Annotated in this window: 20 protein-coding genes; 7 read left to right on the top strand and 13 right to left on the bottom strand. The window is 70.8% G+C overall.

Annotation, left to right across the window (positions count from 1 at the left end; all coding sequences use genetic code 11):
* Positions 1 to 76 precede the first annotated feature (76 nt).
* Positions 77 to 1,054: an NAD(P)H-quinone oxidoreductase gene (locus tag OG570_RS09860; RefSeq protein WP_326956303.1), complete on the top strand. Its 978-nt coding sequence runs from the start codon at positions 77 to 79 to the stop codon at positions 1,052 to 1,054.
* Here the strand turns inward: OG570_RS09860 and OG570_RS09865 are convergent.
* Positions 1,051 to 2,250, bottom strand: coding sequence for a cysteine desulfurase-like protein (locus OG570_RS09865; protein ID WP_326945641.1), 1,200 nt, complete (start codon positions 2,248 to 2,250; stop codon positions 1,051 to 1,053). The genes OG570_RS09860 and OG570_RS09865 overlap by 4 nt on opposite strands.
* Positions 2,251 to 2,384: 134 nt before the next feature.
* Here OG570_RS09865 and OG570_RS09870 point away from each other — a divergent pair, with 134 nt between their 5' ends.
* Positions 2,385 to 2,966, top strand: a complete 582-nt coding sequence (locus OG570_RS09870) for a bacterial proteasome activator family protein (protein ID WP_326945640.1) — start codon at positions 2,385 to 2,387, stop codon at positions 2,964 to 2,966.
* Positions 2,967 to 3,024: 58 nt separating this feature from the next.
* Here the strand turns inward: OG570_RS09870 and OG570_RS09875 are convergent, their stop codons facing one another.
* The 3 genes from OG570_RS09875 to OG570_RS09885 are packed head-to-tail and all read right to left on the bottom strand — an operon-like array spanning position 3,025 to position 5,903.
* Positions 3,025 to 4,170: an epoxide hydrolase family protein gene (locus OG570_RS09875; protein WP_326956304.1), complete on the bottom strand. Its 1,146-nt coding sequence runs from the start codon at positions 4,168 to 4,170 to the stop codon at positions 3,025 to 3,027.
* A 42-nt stretch (positions 4,171 to 4,212) separates the two neighbouring features.
* A complete protein-coding gene (locus tag OG570_RS09880; protein ID WP_326956305.1) occupies positions 4,213 to 5,169 on the bottom strand; it encodes a spore coat protein in 957 nt (318 codons plus the stop codon).
* Positions 5,166 to 5,903 carry a glycosyltransferase family protein gene (locus tag OG570_RS09885; RefSeq protein WP_326956306.1) on the bottom strand — a complete coding sequence of 246 codons (738 nt, stop codon included), beginning with the start codon at positions 5,901 to 5,903 and terminating at the stop codon, positions 5,166 to 5,168. Before OG570_RS09885 ends, OG570_RS09880 begins: the two co-directional genes overlap by 4 nt.
* Positions 5,904 to 5,952: 49 nt before the next feature.
* Here OG570_RS09885 and pseB point away from each other — a divergent pair, with 49 nt between their 5' ends.
* On the top strand, positions 5,953 to 6,936 hold the full coding sequence (pseB, locus tag OG570_RS09890) for a UDP-N-acetylglucosamine 4,6-dehydratase (inverting) (RefSeq protein WP_247059974.1): 984 nt from the start codon (positions 5,953 to 5,955) through the stop codon (positions 6,934 to 6,936).
* Positions 6,929 to 8,098 (top strand): DegT/DnrJ/EryC1/StrS family aminotransferase, encoded by a 1,170-nt coding sequence (locus OG570_RS09895; protein ID WP_326956307.1) that lies wholly within the window; start codon positions 6,929 to 6,931, stop codon positions 8,096 to 8,098. Before pseB ends, OG570_RS09895 begins: the two co-directional genes overlap by 8 nt.
* Here OG570_RS09895 and pseI read toward each other — a convergent pair.
* The 4 genes from pseI to OG570_RS09915 are packed head-to-tail and all read right to left on the bottom strand — an operon-like array spanning position 8,095 to position 10,739.
* Positions 8,095 to 9,144, bottom strand: a complete 1,050-nt coding sequence (gene pseI / locus OG570_RS09900; protein ID WP_326956308.1) for a pseudaminic acid synthase — start codon at positions 9,142 to 9,144, stop codon at positions 8,095 to 8,097. The genes OG570_RS09895 and pseI overlap by 4 nt on opposite strands.
* Positions 9,145 to 9,174: 30 nt before the next feature.
* Positions 9,175 to 9,624, bottom strand: a complete 450-nt coding sequence (locus OG570_RS09905; protein WP_326956309.1) for a GNAT family N-acetyltransferase — start codon at positions 9,622 to 9,624, stop codon at positions 9,175 to 9,177.
* A gap of 1 nt (position 9,625) precedes the next feature.
* Positions 9,626 to 10,078, bottom strand: a complete 453-nt coding sequence (locus OG570_RS09910; RefSeq protein ID WP_247059966.1) for a hypothetical protein — start codon at positions 10,076 to 10,078, stop codon at positions 9,626 to 9,628.
* Positions 10,079 to 10,112: 34 nt separating this feature from the next.
* A complete protein-coding gene (locus tag OG570_RS09915; RefSeq protein ID WP_247063861.1) occupies positions 10,113 to 10,739 on the bottom strand; it encodes a glycosyltransferase family 29 protein in 627 nt (208 codons plus the stop codon).
* 143 nt (positions 10,740 to 10,882) lie between these two features.
* On the opposite strand from OG570_RS09915, the gene wzm reads away from it, so the two are divergent.
* Genes wzm through glfT1 form a run of 3 tightly spaced genes read left to right on the top strand, consistent with a single transcriptional unit; the run spans position 10,883 to position 13,566 of the window.
* Entirely contained in the window at positions 10,883 to 11,839 is a 957-nt protein-coding gene (gene wzm, locus OG570_RS09920) for a galactan export ABC transporter permease subunit Wzm/RfbD (protein ID WP_326945629.1), read from the top strand.
* A gap of 3 nt (positions 11,840 to 11,842) precedes the next feature.
* Positions 11,843 to 12,658 (top strand): galactan export ABC transporter ATP-binding subunit Wzt/RfbE, encoded by an 816-nt coding sequence (gene wzt, locus OG570_RS09925; RefSeq protein ID WP_247059962.1) that lies wholly within the window; start codon positions 11,843 to 11,845, stop codon positions 12,656 to 12,658.
* A complete protein-coding gene (gene glfT1 / locus OG570_RS09930; RefSeq protein WP_326945628.1) occupies positions 12,658 to 13,566 on the top strand; it encodes a galactofuranosyltransferase GlfT1 in 909 nt (302 codons plus the stop codon). Before wzt ends, glfT1 begins: the two co-directional genes overlap by 1 nt.
* Positions 13,567 to 13,570: 4 nt before the next feature.
* On the opposite strand, the gene OG570_RS09935 is transcribed toward glfT1, so the two are convergent.
* From OG570_RS09935 to OG570_RS09955, 5 genes are read right to left on the bottom strand one after another with little or no spacing between them, the layout of a single operon-like run.
* Entirely contained in the window at positions 13,571 to 14,539 is a 969-nt protein-coding gene (locus OG570_RS09935) for a hypothetical protein (RefSeq protein ID WP_326956310.1), read from the bottom strand.
* The gene (locus OG570_RS09940) at positions 14,536 to 14,946 is read right to left on the bottom strand and encodes a hypothetical protein (RefSeq protein WP_326956311.1); all 411 of its coding nucleotides are present in this window, start codon (positions 14,944 to 14,946) and stop codon (positions 14,536 to 14,538) included. Before OG570_RS09940 ends, OG570_RS09935 begins: the two co-directional genes overlap by 4 nt.
* Positions 14,939 to 16,249: a hypothetical protein gene (locus tag OG570_RS09945; protein ID WP_326956312.1), complete on the bottom strand. Its 1,311-nt coding sequence runs from the start codon at positions 16,247 to 16,249 to the stop codon at positions 14,939 to 14,941. Before OG570_RS09945 ends, OG570_RS09940 begins: the two co-directional genes overlap by 8 nt.
* On the bottom strand, positions 16,249 to 17,067 hold the full coding sequence (locus OG570_RS09950; protein ID WP_326956313.1) for a WXG100 family type VII secretion target: 819 nt from the start codon (positions 17,065 to 17,067) through the stop codon (positions 16,249 to 16,251). The genes OG570_RS09945 and OG570_RS09950 overlap by 1 nt, the downstream gene beginning before the upstream one ends.
* 13 nt (positions 17,068 to 17,080) lie before the next feature.
* Positions 17,081 to 17,578, bottom strand: coding sequence for a YbaB/EbfC family nucleoid-associated protein (locus OG570_RS09955; RefSeq protein WP_326956314.1), 498 nt, complete (start codon positions 17,576 to 17,578; stop codon positions 17,081 to 17,083).
* Positions 17,579 to 17,660: the final 82 nt, after the last annotated feature.

Consider the following 17,660-nt stretch of genomic DNA (forward strand, 5'->3'; position numbering starts at 1 on the left):
TCACTTTTGTGCGATATGGGAGGTACGTCAATGCGTCATTCGGCGGGACTCTCACCCACCGGTATACGGTCGACGCATGTACGCGATCGCCATCCGTGAACCAGGTGACCCGGACGTCCTCGAGTGGACGGAGATCGCGGATCCGCGGCCCGGACCCGGCGAAGTCCTCCTCGACGTCGCCGCGAGCGCGGTCAACCGGGCCGATCTGCTGCAGCGGCAGGGGCACTATCCCCCGCCGCCCGGCGCCAGCGAGACGATCGGCCTGGAGTGCTCGGGCACGATCGCCGAACTCGGTCCGGACGTCGAGGGGTGGAACGTCGGCGACGAGGTCTGCGCGTTGCTCGCCGGCGGCGGTTACGCGCAGAAGGTCGTCGTCCCGGCCGGGCAGCTGCTGCCGGTGCCGGGCGAGGTCGACCTGATCGCCGCGGCCGGCCTGCCCGAGGTGGCCTGCACGGTGTGGGCGAACGTCGTGATGCACGCGAAGCTCACCGAGGGCGAGGTGCTGCTGGTCCACGGCGGCGCCGGCGGCATCGGCACGCACGCGATCCAGGTCGGCAAGGCGCTCGGCGCGACCGTCGTGGTCACCGCGGGCTCGGCGGAGCGGCTCGAAAGCTGCCGCCAGCTCGGCGCCGACCTCACGATCAACTACAAGGAGGAGGACTTCGTCGAGGTGCTCCGCAAGGAGACCGGCGGCGCGGACGTCATCCTCGACAACATGGGCGCGTCCTACCTGGGCCGCAACGTCGACGCCCTGAAGTCCGACGGGCGGCTCGTGATCATCGGCATGCAGGGCGGGGTGAAGGGTGAGCTGAACGTCGGTGCCATGCTCGGGAAGCGCGCCGAAGTGTTCGCCGCGGGGCTGCGGTTCCGGCCGCTGGACCAGAAAGCGGCGATCGTCGCCGACGTCCGGGAACGCCTGTGGCCGCTGGTTTCCGAAGGCGCCGTCAAGCCGATCGTCGGCCAGGTCATCCCGATGTCCGAAGCCGCGTCCGCGCACCGCGCCATGGAAGAGGGCAGCGTGTTCGGGAAGATCCTGCTGACCGCGACGTCTTAACGCAGCTCTTCGAGCACCCTGACGAGCTGGTTGATCTCGAAGACGTTGGAGTAGTGGGCGAGCCCGATCCGCACGGCGCCGCCCACTTCTCCGACGCCGAGTGACGCGAAGACGCCGGCCGCGCCGTCGTCGGCGAACGCGCACAACCCTTGTGAGGCCAGGTATTCGGCGACTTCCGGCGACTTCTTGCCGGCGACGGCGAAGGCGAGCGCCGGGATCCGGCGCATGGCGTTGCCGATGACCATGATGTGCCGCAGCGTCAGCAGTTCGGTGGACAGCTGCGCGAGCAGCCCGGCGTGGTACGACTTCGCCGAGCCGAGCGAGGTGACGAGGCGCTCGCGCCGCGACCCGGAGGCCGCGTCGTCGAGGCCCGCGAGGTAGTCGATGGACGCGATCAGCCCGGCCAGCAGCGGGTAGGCGTGCGGGCCCAGTTCGAGCCGGGCCGCCCCGCGCGCGCCCGGGTCGAGCGAGACGGACGAGATGCGTTCGATCAGTTCGGGGTCGCGGAACACCAGTGCGCCCACCGAAGGGCCGCCCCAGGCCTGGGCGGACACGACCATGACGTCGGCGCCGAGGGCGTTGATGTCCAGCGGCAGGAACGGCGCGGCGTACGTGGCGTCGACGACGACGAGCGCGCCGACGCGCTTGGCGAACTCGATGATCGTCGGGACGTCCGGGCGGGTGCCGACCGAGCCGGACGCGAGCGTGACCGCGACGGCCTTGGTGCGCGCCGAAACGAGCTGCTCGTACTGCCACGCGGGCAGCTCGCACGTCTCGATGTCGATCTCGCCCCAGCGCACGACGGCGCCGACGCGCTTCGCGGCGCGCTGCCACGGCGCGAGGTTGGCCTGTTCGTCGAGCCGGGAGACGACGACCTCGTCGCCGATCGTCCAGCGTTCGGCGAGCGCGTCGCAGAGGCGGCGCAGCATCACCGGCGAACTGGGTCCGAGCACGACGGCGGCCGGGTCGGCACCGACCAGGTCGGCCACGGCCCTGCGGGCCGCGGTCACGATGCTTTCCGCGCGCTGTGAGGCCGGAAACGCTCCACCCGGCCCCGACACCGGGGCGCGCATCGCCGTCGAAACGGCCGAAGCGACCTGTTCCGGGACCAGCATTCCGGCGGCGCCGTCGAAGTGGATCCAGCCGTCACCCAGCGCGGGAAAGAGCCCACGGATACGAGCGACGTCGAACGCCATGGGGACACCGTACGGACGTGCGGTTTCGCCGTGCGTCCGGGGTTGGGTGGAGAGCCACCGGAACGCCGGAATGCCGCTACGCTCGGAGACGGACACCCCTCGGGTGTCGCAGAGCGTGTTGATGGCAAGCCAGGATGGAGCACATGACCGAGCCGAACTTCCGGGAATCGGGCACAGCGGGTGACGCCGGCCACGAATCTTCACCCCACGTGGTGGTAGTCGGACCGGACGGCTCTCCCCTCGAGGGCGCGGAGCACGCCGAGGCGGTGGGCGAGCTCATCGAAGAGCCGGCGAAGGTGATGCGGATCGGCACGATGATCAAGCAGCTCCTGGAGGAGGTCCGCGCCGCCCCGCTCGACGACGCGTCCCGCACGCGGGTGCGCGAGATCCACCAGACGTCGGTGAAGGAGCTGTCGAACTCGCTGGCGCCGGAGCTGCGCGACGAGCTGGAGCGCCTGGTCCACCCGTTCGCCGACGACTCGACGCCGTCGGACGCGGAGCTGCGGATCGCCCAGGCCCAGCTGGTCGGCTGGCTCGAGGGCTTGTTCAGCGGGATACAGACCGCGCTGTTCGCCCAGCAGATGGCGGCGCGGGTCCAGCTGGAGCAGATGCGCCGGGGCCTGCCGGCGGGTCCGTCGGCCACTGGCGGCAGCCTCGGTGTGCCGGGTGTCGAAGGACACGGGCCCGGGATTTCGGGGACCGGGCAGTACCTCTAGGACTTGCGCCGGGGTTGTCCACAGTCCCACGGTCCTGTGGACAACCCCTGTGGACAACTCAGCGCAAGCTGCGGAAGAACGCCCGGATGTCGCCGATCAGCGCGTCCGGCTCCTCCAGCCCGGGGAAGTGCCCGCCCCGCGGGAACTCCGTCCAGCGGACGATCTTGTCCGTTCGCTCCGCCAGCGTCCGGATCGGCAGGCCGATGTCGTCCGGGAAGACACCGAAGCCCGTCGGGACCGTGTTCGGCGGCGGCGGGGAGCCCCACGGTGCGGCCAAAGCCGCGTACAACCGCGCCGACGAGTTGGCCGTGCCCGTGAACCAGTAGATCGAGACGTCCGCCAGCAGGTCGTCGCGGTCGATGAGGTCTTCCGAAGTGTTCGAGAACGCGCGGAACTTCTCCGCGATCCACGCCAGCTGGCCCGCCGGCGAGTCGGTCAGGCCGTACGCCAGCGTTTGCGGCTTGGTCGACTGGATCATCGCGTAGCCCGTGCCCAGGTACGAGAACTTCAGCCCCTTCTCCAGCGAACGACGGGCCGCCGCGAGCTCGTCGCCGGTCAGGCCCTCGAGGGCGGCCTCGCTCCGGACCACCGCCGACGGCAACGTCGTCACGTGGATCCCCACGACCCGCTCGGGGAACTGCACCGCCAGTTCGCGTGAGATGGACGCGCCCCAATCACCGCCGTGGGCGCCGAACTTCTCGTAACCGAGGCGGGTCATCAGTTCCGCGAACGCCCGGGCGATCCGGTCCGGCCCCCAGTCCGCCTCCGGCGTCGGGCCGGAGAAGCCGTAACCCGGGATCGACGGGACCACCACGTGCAACGCGTCCGCGGGGTCACCGCCGTACGCCCGCGGATCGGTGAGCGGCCCGATCACGTCGAGGAATTCGACGACCGAGCCCGGCCAGCCGTGCGTGAGCAACACCGGCGTCGCACCCGGTTCCGGCGACTCCACGTGCAGGAAGTGCACGGTCGTCCCGTCGATGGCCGTGGTGAACTGCGGGAAGCCGTTGAGCCGCTCCTCCTGCGCGCGCCAGTCGAACTCCAGCCGCCAGTACTCGGCCAGCTCACGCACGTAGTCGACGGGCGCCCCGAGCCGCCACCCGGTATCGGCGGGCTGGTCGGGCCAGCGGGTGTTCGCGAGCCGCGCCCGAAGGTCGTCGATCTCGGCTTGCGGGATGTCGATGCGGAACGGGGTGATCGTCATGCCCCCAACCTAGAAACGATCGAGGACACAGACGGTCCTCGATCAGAGGGAATCCAGGACCCGATCCACGCCGCGACCGTCCACTGTGGCCGACGCCGTCGCGGACAGCGCGTGGCGGAGCGCGGCGTCGGACAGCAGCTCGCGCAACACCGCCGTCACCTCCGGCAGTCTGTCCTCAAGGGACTCCGCGTGCCCGAGCCCGGCCGCGAGGCCCAGCTCCAGCGCGGCTCGGTAGCCGGTCTTCTGGTTGGCGACCAGCTGCACCGCGGCCGTCGGGACGCCGAGGCAGCACAGCTCCACGAACGTCACCCCGGACGCGCTCACCGCGACGTCCGTCGTCGCCAGTGTGTCGAGCAGAGCGGGACTCGGCGCCGAGACGCGGATCGACTGGCCGGGCCCCAGCGAGGGCAGGGAAGGCTCGCCGCGCACCAAAGCGTCCGCCACGAACGGCAGTTCCGTGTCGCGAAGCGCGCGAAGCAGCAACGCGACCGTCGACGCCCACTCCGCGCCGCCCCCGAGGACGACCGTGACGTGCGGGGTACCGGAAGGCGCGCGGCGGTCCCGGGTGCGCAGCACGACGTCCCGCAGCGGCGCGTACGCGACTCCACGCAGCAGGACGCCGGAGCCGTCGTCCGGCCGCGGTGCGGGCGCGAAACCCGCGTCCACGACGACGTCGGCCGGGCGGCGGCCGAACACGTCGTCCTCGATCGACACCAGCGCCGCGCCCGCCGCGTTGATCTCCTTGCGCACGTCGCCGACGCCGTAGTGGTCGACGAGGACGGCGTCGAACCCGGCCGCCAGCTCACCGAGGGGCGCGTCGGCCAGCCGCGGGACCGCCAGCTCGTCGAACCTCGACGCGAGCCATTCGGCGTTCGCCGTGCTGCCGGAGAACGCGACCGGCCAGCCCCGCGCCACCGCGCGCTCGGCGTAGGCGACGACCCGCGAGATGTGCCCGGCGCCGATCGACGCCGACGAGTCCGCCCGCAGGAGCAGCCTCACTGCCCGACCTTCTTCTGCTCGACCTCGGCGTTCAGCGCCACCAGGTCCGGCCGCGACCGCAGCAGCCCGACCACGGACCGCCAGTCGCCGACGCGGTCGCCCAGCTCCGCCACGAGCGCTTCCAGCAGGGCCCAGTCCTCAGCCGTGTCCAACGTCACCCGCAGGTCGTCGGCGGCCGGGCTCACCACGATCCCGGTGCACGAATAGCGCGCGGGCTGCGAGTAGATGCCCGAGGTGACGTGCTCCCGGTCGGCGCCGGTGGCCGTCTCGACCTGCTCGGCCAGTACCGAAGCGCGCACCAGCTCGGCGTCGAACCCGCGCGGCAGCGTCCGGACCAGCGTCGTGCTGACGTAGTCGAGCGACGGCTGGGCGCGCCAGAGCGTCGCCAGCTGGCCGATCAGTGCCGGGTCCAGCAGCGGGCAGTCCGCGGTGAGCCTGATCACGGCTTCGGCCGGGTGTTCCCGCAAGGCCAGCCCGAACCGCGCGAGGACGTCGTCCAACGGGCCGCGGACCACGGAAGCGCCGCACCGCACGGCCTCGGCGGCGACGGCGTCGTCGGAAGCGTCCGACGAGGTCGCGACCACCACCCGGTCCACCCCGGGAGCGGCCGCCGCGGCCCGGACGACCCAGCCCAGCACACTGCGGCCGGCCAGCGGGCGCAGCACCTTGCCGGGCAGCCTCGTCGACGTCGACCGGGCCTGGATGACGGCGTTGACACCGGGCACTGCACGCATGGGTGACATGATGGCCGACGGCACCCAACCCCAAACGCGGAGGTCAACGATGTCCGAGCTGGATGGCTCCAGCATCCTGCTCACCGGCGGGACCGGTTCGTTCGGCAAGGCGTTCATCGCGCACGCCCTCGCCGAACTGAACCCGAGCCGGCTGGTCGTGCTCTCCCGCGACGAGCTCAAGCAGTACGAAGCCCGGCAGTTGTTCAACGACGACCCGCGCCTGCGCTGGTTCATCGGCGACGTCCGCGACCGGCGCCGGCTCGAGCGCGCCATGCACGGCGTCGACTACGTCGTGCACGCCGCCGCGCTCAAGCAGGTCGACACCGGTGAGTACAACCCGTTCGAGTTCGTCCAGACCAACGTCATGGGCTCGCAGAACGTGATCGAGGCCGCGATCGACACGGGCGTCAAGAAGGTCGTCGCGCTGTCGACCGACAAGGCGTCCAGCCCGATCAACCTCTACGGCGCCACGAAGCTGTGCGCCGACCGGATGTTCATCAGCGGCAACCACTACGCGGCCGCGCACGTGACCCGGTTCTCCGTGGTCCGCTACGGCAACGTGATGGGCTCGCGCGGCAGCGTCATCCCGTTCTTCCGCAAGCTCGCCGAGCAGGGCGAGTCGCTGCCGATCACGCACAAGGAGATGACCCGCTTCTGGATCACGCTCCCCCAGGCCGTGCGGTTCGTCGTCGACTCGTTCGACCAGATGCGCGGCGGTGAGCTGTACGTGCCGCGGATCCCGAGCATGCGGCTCGTCGACCTGGCGCAGGCGATCGCGCCGGGCAGCGAGATGCACGAGGTCGGCATCCGGCCCGGCGAGAAGCTGCACGAGGAGATGATCGCGCCGGACGACGCGCGCCGGACGGTCCAGCTGTCCGACCGCTACGTCGTCCAGCCGCACCTCGCGGGCTGGGGCTACGAGTCGCCGGCGGACGGCAAGCCGATGCCCGACGGCTTCGCCTACCGCTCCGACACGAACGACCTGTGGCTGGACGCGCAGGAGCTGCGCGAACTGGTCGAGCAGTATGGCTGAGTCCGATGCAGCCTCCGCGGGAACGAGTGCGTCGGCTGACTTCCTGCCATACGGCCGCCAGTCGATCAGTGACGCCGACATCGAAGCCGTCGTCGCGGTGCTCCGCGGCGACTGGCTGACCACCGGGCCCGCGGTCCAGCAGTTCGAGACGGACCTCGCGGCGCACACCGGCGGCATCCCGGCGGTGGCCGTGACCTCGGGGACGGCGGCGCTGCACGTCGCCTACGCGGCCGCGGGCATCGGTGCGGGTGACGAGGTCGTCGTCTCCCCGATGACGTTCGTCGCGACGGCCGCCACCGCGGCACTGTTCGGCGCCAAGGTCGTGTTCGCCGACGTCGAAGCGGACACCGGGAACCTTTCGGTCGAAGCGGCCACGGCCGCGATGACCGAGCGCACGAAGGTCGTCGCCGCGGTCGACTACGCGGGCCACCCCGCGGAGCTGGACGCCCTCGGCAAGCTCGCGCACGACGCCGGGGCGCTGCTGCTGGAGGACGCGGCTCACTCCGTCGGCGGCGCGTGGCAGGGCCGTCCGGTCGGCTCGATCGCCGACCTGACGACGTTTTCGTTCTTCCCGACCAAGAACCTCACGACCGCCGAGGGCGGCGCGGTCGTCACTCCGGACGCGCACCTGCTGGACCGGGCGCGGAAGTTCCGCAACCACGGCCTGGTCCGCGACCGCGCCGAGCAGCGCTACCCGGACGAAGGCGCCTGGCACCAGGAAGTGCACGAGTTCGGGCTGAACTACCGCCTGCCCGACGTCCTCTGCGCGCTCGGCAGCAGCCAGCTCACCCGGCTCGGCGAGTTCAAGAAGCGCCGCGCCGAGATCCACGCCCGCTACAGCGCGGCCCTCGCGGACGTCGACGGCGTCGCGACCCCGCCGAGCCGCCCGGGCGCCGACCCCGTGTGGCACCTCTACCCGCTGCGGGTGCTGGCAGGCCGGCGCAAGGCGCTGTTCGAGCACCTGCGCGGCGTCGGCATCGGCGTCCAGGTCAACTACATCCCGGCGTACTGGCACCCGGTGTTCGAGGACCTCGGCTACCGGCGCGGGCTCTGCCCGAACGCCGAGGCGTACTACGAGCAGGAACTCTCGCTGCCGCTGTTCCCGTCGCTGACGGACGCCGACGTCGACCGCGTCGTCGACGCCGTGCGCGACTTCTTCTAGATCAGGTCCCAGGTGAGGGGCGTGCCCTTCGCGGCGTCGACGCGGAAGGTGCGCCCTGCCACGGTCGTCATCTCGGCCGGGGCCAGGCCGCCGGCGGGCCGGATCGACCGGACGTTCGCCGCGGTCACCTCGTCGCCGGCCCGGACGTCCTCGACGACGTAGAGGGACCGGCGCAGCCGCAGGCCCTCCTTCTCGCTCTCACGCGGGCCCAGCACCGGCTCGCCCAGCGCTTCCCACGCCCGGTGCGTCTCGGCGACCAGCGCGGCCAGCTCCGACGGCTCCAGCGAGAACTCCGAGTCGACGCCGCCGTCCGCGCGCGCCAGCGTGACGTGCTTCTCGATGGCCACCGCGCCCAGCGCGACGGCCGCGACCGGCGCGCCGATGCCCGGCGTGTGGTCCGACAGCCCGACCAGCGTCTGCGTCAGGCCCGCCAGCAGCGGCAGGCCGCGCAGGTTGCTCTCGCGCGGCGACGCCGGGTAGCTCGCCGTGCAGCCGAGCACGATCAGCTGGTCGTTGCCGGCTTCGCGGGCGGTGCGGACGGCGGCGTCGATCTCGGCGACGTTCGCCATGCCGGTCGAGATGACCAGCGGCTTGCCCGTGCGGGCGCAGAGGTCGATCAGCGGTAGGTCGACGATCTCCGACGACGCGATCTTGTACGCCGGCGCGTCCAGCGACTCCAGCAGCTCGACGGCGGTCGGGTCAAAGGGGCTGGAGAAGATCTCCAGGCCCTTGGCGCGGGCGCGCTCGAAGATCGGCGCGTGCCACTCCCAGGGCGTGTGGGCCTTTTCGTACAGTTTGTACAGGTTTTCGCCACCCCACAGGGAATGCGAGTCGCCGATCCGGAACGCCGGGGTGTCGACGTCGATGGTGATCGTGTCCGGGCGGTAGGTCTGCAGCTTGACCGCGTGCGCGCCGGTTTCCGCGATGGCGTCGACGATGGCCAGCGCCCGGTCGAGGTCGCCGTTGTGGTTGCCGGACATCTCGGCGATCACGAACGGCGGGTGGCCCGGACCGATCTGGTGCGCGCCGAACCGGATGTCGTGCATGGGTGCCGCCTCCCAGGTGAACGGGTCAGGTCACCGCAGAGTCTTGCGCAGCTGCCGGAAGCCGTTGACGGCAGGCGCGGCTTCGGCGTACCCGGCGTGCTCGAACAGCTTCGCCGAAGCGGCGTTGTCCTGGTGGACGGCGGCCAGCACGATCCGGACGTCGAGCCGCTCGCGCAGCGCCCGCTCCCCCTCGGCGAGCACCGCCCCCGACAGCCCACGGCCCCGGCTCGCCGGGGCGAGCGTGATGCTGACCTCCCAGCCGTCGGCACGCCGGTCGAACCGGACGGTGCCGACCGGGGCGTCGTCGTGCTCGACGACGAGCAGCAGCCGCTCGTCGTCCGCGAGCACCCCGCGCAGCCAGCCGGTGTGCTCGGCCAGGGAGACCACCGCCGTCGACCGGGACGACTGCCGCGTGCGCGGGTCGTTGCGCCAGCTCAGCAGCAGCTCGGCGTCGGCTTCGGTGGCCTCCCGGGCGCGCAAGCTACTGCGCGACCGGCTGCTGCTGCTCGACCTGGTCCTCGACGCGGTCCTCGAGGCGGCGCAGCCGGTCTTCGTAGCGGGAGATGCCGGCCAGCCGGGCGCGGATCTGCGCGTGCTGGCGCTGGATCTCCTCGATCAGCGTGCGGGCCTCGGCAAGCTGCGGGGTGTCGGTGTTCGGAACCAGAGAGATCGACTCGCGCAGCGTCTCCAGCCGGCCTTCCTGGGCGGCGACGTGCGGGATCAGCCGGTCCAGCTCGGCGCGGGCCCAGCCCAGGTCGCCGCGGGCCTGGTCGAGGTTGTGCTCGGCGTTGTCGAGCCGGCGCCGGTGGTCGGCGGTCGCGTGCTCGAGGTTGTTGACCCGGTCGGCGAGCCCGCGGGTGCGCTCGTCCACGCGGAAGTCGACGACGCGGACGATCCGGTCGATCAGGCCTCTGCCGAGTTTCTGCACTGCCATGGGTGTTCCTTTGCGTGGGGTGGGGACGCGCGGTTCAGCGCAGGAGAGTGGTGTCACCGGTCTTGGTCCAGGAGTCCAGCAGCCGCCCTTCGGCGGCGATCTGGTGCTCCGGGCCCACGATGCAGGAGTCGCCCGCGGCGTGCTCCCACGACGTCTGCTCCGGGTTGTCGATGAACGAGAACCCGGTGAGCACGAGCTGCGCGCCCGGGAACGACGTCCGCGCGATCCAGGCGGCCAGGGTGCCGGTGGTCGACCACGTCGGCTCGTCGCGCGTGGGCAGCCCCAGCGCGTCCGAGAGGGGCAGCACGACCTCGCGGTTCGGCACCTGGACCGCGCCGAGGTCCTCGGGCCACCAGCCCGGCAGGTCCTCCGGCTCCCAGTGCAACCGGCCGGGCTCGACCAGCAGGTAGAGCCGCTTGCGGTAGTCCTGGAAGACGTACGGCGTCGCGCGGATCGCGCGGTTGAACACCACCACGTGCGTCCGGGAGCCCACGACCTCCTCGCCGGGCTTGTCGACGACGAAGCCGTTGACCCGGATGACCAGGTCGCAGGCGTCGATCGCCTTGGCCCGCTGGGGGTCGGGCGGGAGCGGCTGGTTGCCGACGACGGCGACCGAACGCGGGTCGGGCCGGTCGGCGTACGCCGCGAGCAGGTTGACCATCAAGCTCGCCGCGTCGAGAGCAGCAGTCATAAGCCGAGAAAGTACCAGCACGCAGCACCCGGGCAGGCGCATAGCGGCCAGAACGTCTACCACAGCGACGGGGTGGCCAGGACGCCGCTCATCCCATCGGTACCCTCGTCCACGTGCATGCCACCAGCACGGTTCAGGCCGCGGACTCACCCGTAGCGACGTCGGCACCGCCGAGGTCGGACAGCAAGACGTTCGCGCGAGCCATAGCCGACATCAAGGCCGGTTTCTCCGCCCGCGAGCTGTGGGGTCACCTCGGCTGGCAGGACATCAAGCAGCGCTACCGCCGGTCGGTGATCGGGCCCTTCTGGATCACGATCAGCCAGGCGGTCATCGCGCTCGGGCTCGGGCTGCTGTACTCGCAGCTGTTCCACTCGCCCATCGAGGTGTTCCTGCCCTACCTGTCCACCGGTTTCATCCTCTGGGGCTTCATCAGCGGGTGCCTGGCCGAGGGCATGGAGACGTTCATCGCCAACGAGGGGATGATCAAGCAGCTCCCGGCGCCGCTGAGCGTCTACATGCTGCGCACCGTGTGGCGCCAGACGCTGCTGCTCGCGCACAACATGATCGTCTACGTGGTCATCCTCGTGATCTTCTTCAGCGCGCTGGACGGCCCGTATTCACTGGGTTCCCCGGACGGCCTCTGCCACAACGGCCTCTACTGCCACCCGGGCCTGAGCTGGAACATCCTGCTGGCCATCCCCGGCTTCCTCCTGCTGGCGCTGAACGCGGCCTGGGTGACGCTGCTGCTGGGCATCATCTCGACCCGCTTCCGCGACATCCCGCAGGTCATCAACTCGCTGATCCAGCTGCTGTTCTACGGCACGCCGATCGTGTGGCCGGTCGACCAGCTGCTCGCCGGCGGCTCGCGGGCGGGTGTGGCCCAATGGGTGCTGCCGATCATCCAGCTGAACCCGCTGTACCACTTCATGCAGGTGGTCCGGGCGCCGTTGCTCGGCCAGTCGTTCACGGCGGGCAACTGGATCGTGGTCGGCTCCATCACCATCGTCGGCTGGGCGCTCGCGCTCGTCGCGATGCGCAATTACCGTGCCCGCGTCTCCTACTGGGTGTGACACATGGTCTCCATTGATGTTCAGAACGCTTTCGTCGACTTCCCGATCTTCGACGCGAAGACCCGGTCGATGAAGAAGCGCGTCCTCGGCAAGGTCGGCGGCAAGATCGGCACCGACACCAAGGTGCCGATCATCGAGGCCCTCCACGACGTGACCCTCAACCTCCGCGAGGGCGACCGGGTCGGCCTGGTCGGCCACAACGGCGCGGGCAAGTCCACGCTGCTGCGGCTGCTCGCCGGGATCTACGAGCCCACCCGTGGCTCGTCGCGGATCACCGGCAAGATCGCGCCGGTCTTCGACCTCGGCATCGGCATGGACCCGGAGATCTCCGGCGAGGAGAACATCATCATCCGCGGCCTCTTCCTCGGCATGACGGCCAAGGAGATGGAGAAGCGGGTCGACGACATCGCCGAGTTCACCGAGCTCGGCGACTACCTGCAGATGCCGCTGCGGACGTACTCCACGGGTATGCGCGTGCGGCTGGCGCTCGGCGTCGTCACCTCGATCGACCCGGAGATCCTGATCCTCGACGAGGGCATCGGCGCGGTCGACGCGGCGTTCCTCAACAAGGCGCGCGACCGCCTCAAGGACCTGGTGAAGCGCTCGGGCATCCTGGTGTTCGCCAGCCACTCGGACGAGTTCCTGTTCGAGCTGTGCGACTCGGCCCTCTGGATGGACGAGGGGCACCTCAAGCAACAGGGTTCGCTGCGGGACGTCCTCACCGGGTACAAGGGCCGCGACCCGTTCATGGACATGAGCCAGGAAACGCTGCAGCGCCTGGGCATCGAGCCGGTGGCGACGACGAACGGCGGGGAATGATGGCCAGCGAGACCCAGCAGCTGCCCGACGGCGCGGTCGTCGGCGTGGTCGTCACGCGGCACCGGCGCGAGCTGCTCGCGGACTCGCTGAAGGTCATCGCGGCCCAGACCCGCCCGGTCGACCACCTGGTCGTCGTCGACAACGGGCCGGACAACTCGGCCCGCGAGGTCGTCGAGAACTACCCGCTGCCCCACACGTACCTGCCGTCGCACCGGAACCTCGGTGGCGCCGGCGGGTTCGCGCTGGGCATGCTGCACGCGCTCTCGCTGGGCGCGGAGTGGGTCTGGCTGGCCGACGACGACGGCCGTCCGGCCGACGAGAACGTGCTGGCGATCCTGCTGGAGGAAGCGGAGAAGCGGGGCCTGGCCGAGATTTCCCCGGTGGTGTCGAACATCGACGCGCCGGAGAAGCTCGCGTTCCCGCTGCGCCGCGGCCTGACGTGGAAGCGGTCGCAGTCCGAGCTGGGCGTCGACTTCCTGCCGGGCATCGCGTCCCTGATGAACGGCGCCCTGTTCCGGGCGTCCACTTTGGACGTCGTCGGCGTGCCGGACCTGCGCCTGTTCTTCCGCGGCGACGAGGTCGAGCTGCACCGGCGGCTCGCCCGCTCGGGCCTGCCGTTCGGCACGTCGCTCAAGACGAAGTACCTGCACCCGGACGGCTCGGACGAGTTCAAGCCGATGCTGGGCGGCAAGTTCCACGCCCAGGACCCGGAGAACGAGGTCAAGCGGTACTACACGTACCGCAACCGCGGCTACCTGTTGTCCCAGCCGGGAATGCGCAAGATCGGCGCGCTGGAGGTGCTCCGCTTCGGCCTGTACTTCGTGGGCGTGAAGCGCGACCCGAAGGCGTTCCTGGCGTGGCTGAAGCTGGTCCGCCAGGGCCGGGCGGAGAAGTTCTACCGCTACTAGCTTTTCAGCCGCGGTACGCGCCTTCGACCGGCACGGGCTCGGCTTCGGTCCGGACGTCGGTGAGCTCGGCGGCCGGCACGGTCTGCCGCCAGACGCGGTAGTCCACCTCGATGAGCCCGAGGTCGCGGGCGAGCAGGTAGTCCTCGTCGACCAGGTGCAGGTCGGCGCTGTCCCGCCCGCGGCCGAGGACCTCGAAGGTGCCACCGCGCCACCGGCACAGCGTCCGCACGAACGTCAGGTCGTCCAGTTCGACCTGCTCGACGACCTTCATCCGGAAGCCGTAGGTCTCGGTGAAGTCGGCCGGCGGCGCTGCACCCGGCAACGGGTGCAGCACGACCCGGCCGGCGCCGGCGAACTCGGCGTCGAAGTCGCTCCCGCGGTACCGGGCGGTGTAGCCGCGGCGCACCAACGGCGGTAGCGGCACGGGCGGCGGGAAGAACGCGGCTTCGCCGAAACCGTCCTTCTGGTCGGGGATCCAGCCGACCTTCCGGCTGTGGTACTGCGCCAGCCGCACGTCGCCTTCGTCGCGGCGGACGACCAGTTCCGCACCGGCCGGGATCTCGATGAGCCGCAGGACGTACTCGGGCAACGGGTGGTCGACCCCGGGGAAGTACCCGGTGCCGAGGAACGGCGGCGGGTACACCCGCGCCACCCCCAGCTCGGCCGCGATCTCCCGGTCCGACGAGCCGTAGGAGGTGCGGAACGGAAAGGTGTGGCCGGCCGCGAACTTGAGCAGGTAGAGGGCGTCGAGCGAGCCCCAGCCCGGGATCTTGGCCAGCCCGTAGTTCCGGAGAGCGGCGGCGGCATCGAGCTCGGCGACGTCCTCGGCGCGCCCGGCGAACCCCTGGATCCGGTGCGGTTCGAAGCGCCCGGGGACGATGACGTTCCCCAGGTAGAGCCCGACGAGCCCGGGCTTGACCGGCAGCTGGACGACGGTGCCGCCCGCGAGACCGGCGGGAGCGTCAGGACTCATCGGTTTCCTTCTGTCGTCGGATGGTCGGTGCGAACCTCATGGATGTCGGTCACCATGTGCTTCGGCACCAAGGCCTCGTAAGTGAACCGGTCCATCTGCTGGAAATGCACGTCGGGGTGTTCTTCCGGCTTGGCCCAGGTATCGGCGAGCCAGTGACCGTCGCCTTTTCCCACCACGCCGATGAAGAACTCGCCGTCCTCTTCGCTGTAGACCTCGAACCGGTGATCGAGAAAGGTGCCGTACGTGCGCACCGTGTACCACTCGTCCAGGTCCGCGATCGCCACTTCCTGGTCAGGAACCCCTTCGCGTCGCAGCATCACCCGGTCCGGAGGCCGCTCCGACACCGAAAAGACCGAACCCCGGTACACCCCGGACACCCGGGGGGAGATCCTCCTCGTCTCAGGCACCCGCCCCTCCTCGTCCACGTACGTCGAACCACCCTCGTCCGTCCAAGTACACCCCGGCCAAGGATTCCGTCCCGTCCGCGTGCACGAAGTACATCTCGGCACGGCCGCCGTAGTCCGCCCGGGTGTGCAGCCATTCCGGTACGCCTCCGCCGGTGTAGCCCGTGCCGAGGAACGGTGGATCCCACGGGCGCGGCGCCGACTGTCCGGACAGGACCTGCATGTCGTGTGCGGACCCGGGATCCGTGCCGCCGTAGCTGATCTCCATCGCACCCGCGTCACGAGAAGCGGGGAACCTGAGCTGGTAGGCGTGGGGCGCATTGGCTTCGATCGGTGTCCACCCCGCCCCTTGGTCATCGAGCGCCAGCTTGGTCCGGAACTCCGCGGGCGTTCCGTACTGTGCGGTGTCGCTGCCCCGAGCGACGGAACCACCGACCTGCGCGGGGTCGAACACCTTGGTGTCGCCGGTGCTCAGCTCCACGTACCTGGTCTTGTTTTCCAACGTGGCTTCGCCCATTTCGGGCTTCACGACCTTCGTCATGATCTCGCCCGGGTCGGCCTTCAGTTCGTTGCGCACCGCGACGATCTCCGCGCGCTGGGCCGGGGTCAGGTTCGCCGTCGGCTGCAGGGTCATCGCCAGGTGGCGGTCCGGGTCGTAGCCCAACCTGCTTGCCGCGCCGCGGATCTGGTCGTCCGTGGACGTCGGGCGCGTCTGCATCGAGTCGCGGGTGTACTGGCCGCGCAGCTCGTCGTCGGTGGCGTGGTGGCCCTGGTTGTTGTGCATGCCGCCGGGGTCGTCCGGCGGGTGGGGCGGGTTCGCACCGGGCGGTGGGGTTCCGCCGCCGCCCGAACCGCTCGCCGCGGTCTTCTCCGTGGGCGCGTCGACGCGCTTGCCGGCGGCGGTCATCGTGTCCGCCGCGTTCGCCTCGGTGGTCTGGTAGTGCTCGCGGACCGCCTTGGTGCGGGTGCCGGCGTCCTCGACCGCCTTGCCCGCGCGGGTGACGTGCTCCTTGGCCGCCGAGACGGTGGTGTTGAGCGTGCCGGTCATCGTGGACCCGACCAGGCCCATCGACTGGGCGCCGAAGTTCGCGCCGGCGACGGTCCGGCCGACCGCGTGCACCTTGTCCTTCGTCCGGCCGAGGTGGCCTTCCATGGTGCCCAGGGACTCCGTGTGCAGGGCGTACCCGCCGCCGTGCCCGCCACCCGCCGCCGGACGTGGCTCGGTGGGGTGCGGGCTCGACGGCTCGTGGTGCGCCAGCGAGACGTCCGGGGTGTGGTGCGGGGTGCTGGTGTGGTGGGTCGCCATCACGCCTCCGCCGGCTGCTGGGTCTCGTACGGCTTGGCGGCCTGGTACGCGCCTGTCGCGAGCCCGCCGACCGTGGAGAACCGGTCGAGGCCCGTGGTGAGCTTCTCCATGGCTTCGAGGAGCTTGCCCAGCCGGCCGCCTTGGCGCCCGAAGCCTTCGAGGAGCTTGCTGATCTTGCCGGCGATCTTCGACGCCGTCGCCGCGGCGCGGGCCGACGCGACCCCGCAGAACGCGGCGATCGAGCCGCCGAAGGTGCAGACCGCCGAGGCCGCCGCGATCAGCGCGTCCCGGATCAGCTCGGCGATCACCGACGAGATCAGCCCGAAGACGATGCCGCGCAACGTCGTGACGAGCATGCCGGAGATACCGGCCACCGCGGCCGTCCCGTCGAGCGTCTTGCCGAGCGACTCCAGCTCCTCGGCCATCTTCGTGAGGCTGTCGCGGTAGGCGTCGGCGGCCTGGCCGGTCCATTCGGCGACGCTGCGCAGGTCGTCCCGGTGTTCCTGGGCGAGCGTGTGCATCTCGGCCGCGGCGGACTTGAGCTGGTCGACGTTCGCGTTGATCTCGTCGGGGTTGCCGAGCAGGGCGTCCAGCGGCTCGCGCAGGAAGCTGATGTGCTCCAGCAGCCAGCCGACGCCGGCGTTGAGGACGGCGCCGAGCGGGTCGATGGCGGCACCGACGGTGTCGACGACCGCGCCGGCCGCGCTGATGGAGACGTCGAGGACGCGCTGGCCCTCGGACTCCGAGTCGGCGGTAACGGAGTCGACGAGCCCGGCGTAGGTGTCGAAGACACCGGCCCCGGAAGTGGCGGTGGTCATGTCCGAAGTCCCCTCAGTCGCGGCGCATGATCGCGGAGCCGCCGAAGTCGTCATCGTCGTCGCGCGGCGGGCGCGTCGGACGGCGTGGCGGTGGCGGTGGCGTTTCCGGCTCTTCGTGCTGCCAGAGCCGTCGTTCGCGGATCGGATCGGGCGCCGGTGGCTCTTCGGGTTCCTCCGGCGGGACGTAGCCGGTGACCATGTGCATGGCCTCGGAGTCCCCGCCCAGCGGCGCGAACGCGGCCGCGACGTTGACGGCGGCGTCGCGCTGCGCCTTGCGGGCGAGCTTGAGGATCTCCTCGGCGAGCTTGGCCCCGGACTTGCCGGCGATGGCGGAGTCGGTGAGCCGCAGGTCGGTCAGCGAGCCGTTGGGCGCGACCCCGACGTGGATCGTCCCGTCGGGCGAAGCCGCGGTCGTGCCGGCGGCCTCGAGCCCGACGCGGAACTCTTCGGCCTTCTCGCGGACGTCGGCGATCTTCGTCTCGAAGTTCGCCAGCCATTCCTCAGGTGTCATCCCGGCCTCCCCGCAGTCCGACGCGCGGGGAAGGTTACTGGTTCCGTGACCAGCGTGGACGCAAAACGCCCCGCACCTGGTG

The organism is Amycolatopsis sp. NBC_01286, from assembly GCF_035982555.1.
GTDB lineage: Bacteria > Actinomycetota > Actinomycetes > Mycobacteriales > Pseudonocardiaceae > Amycolatopsis.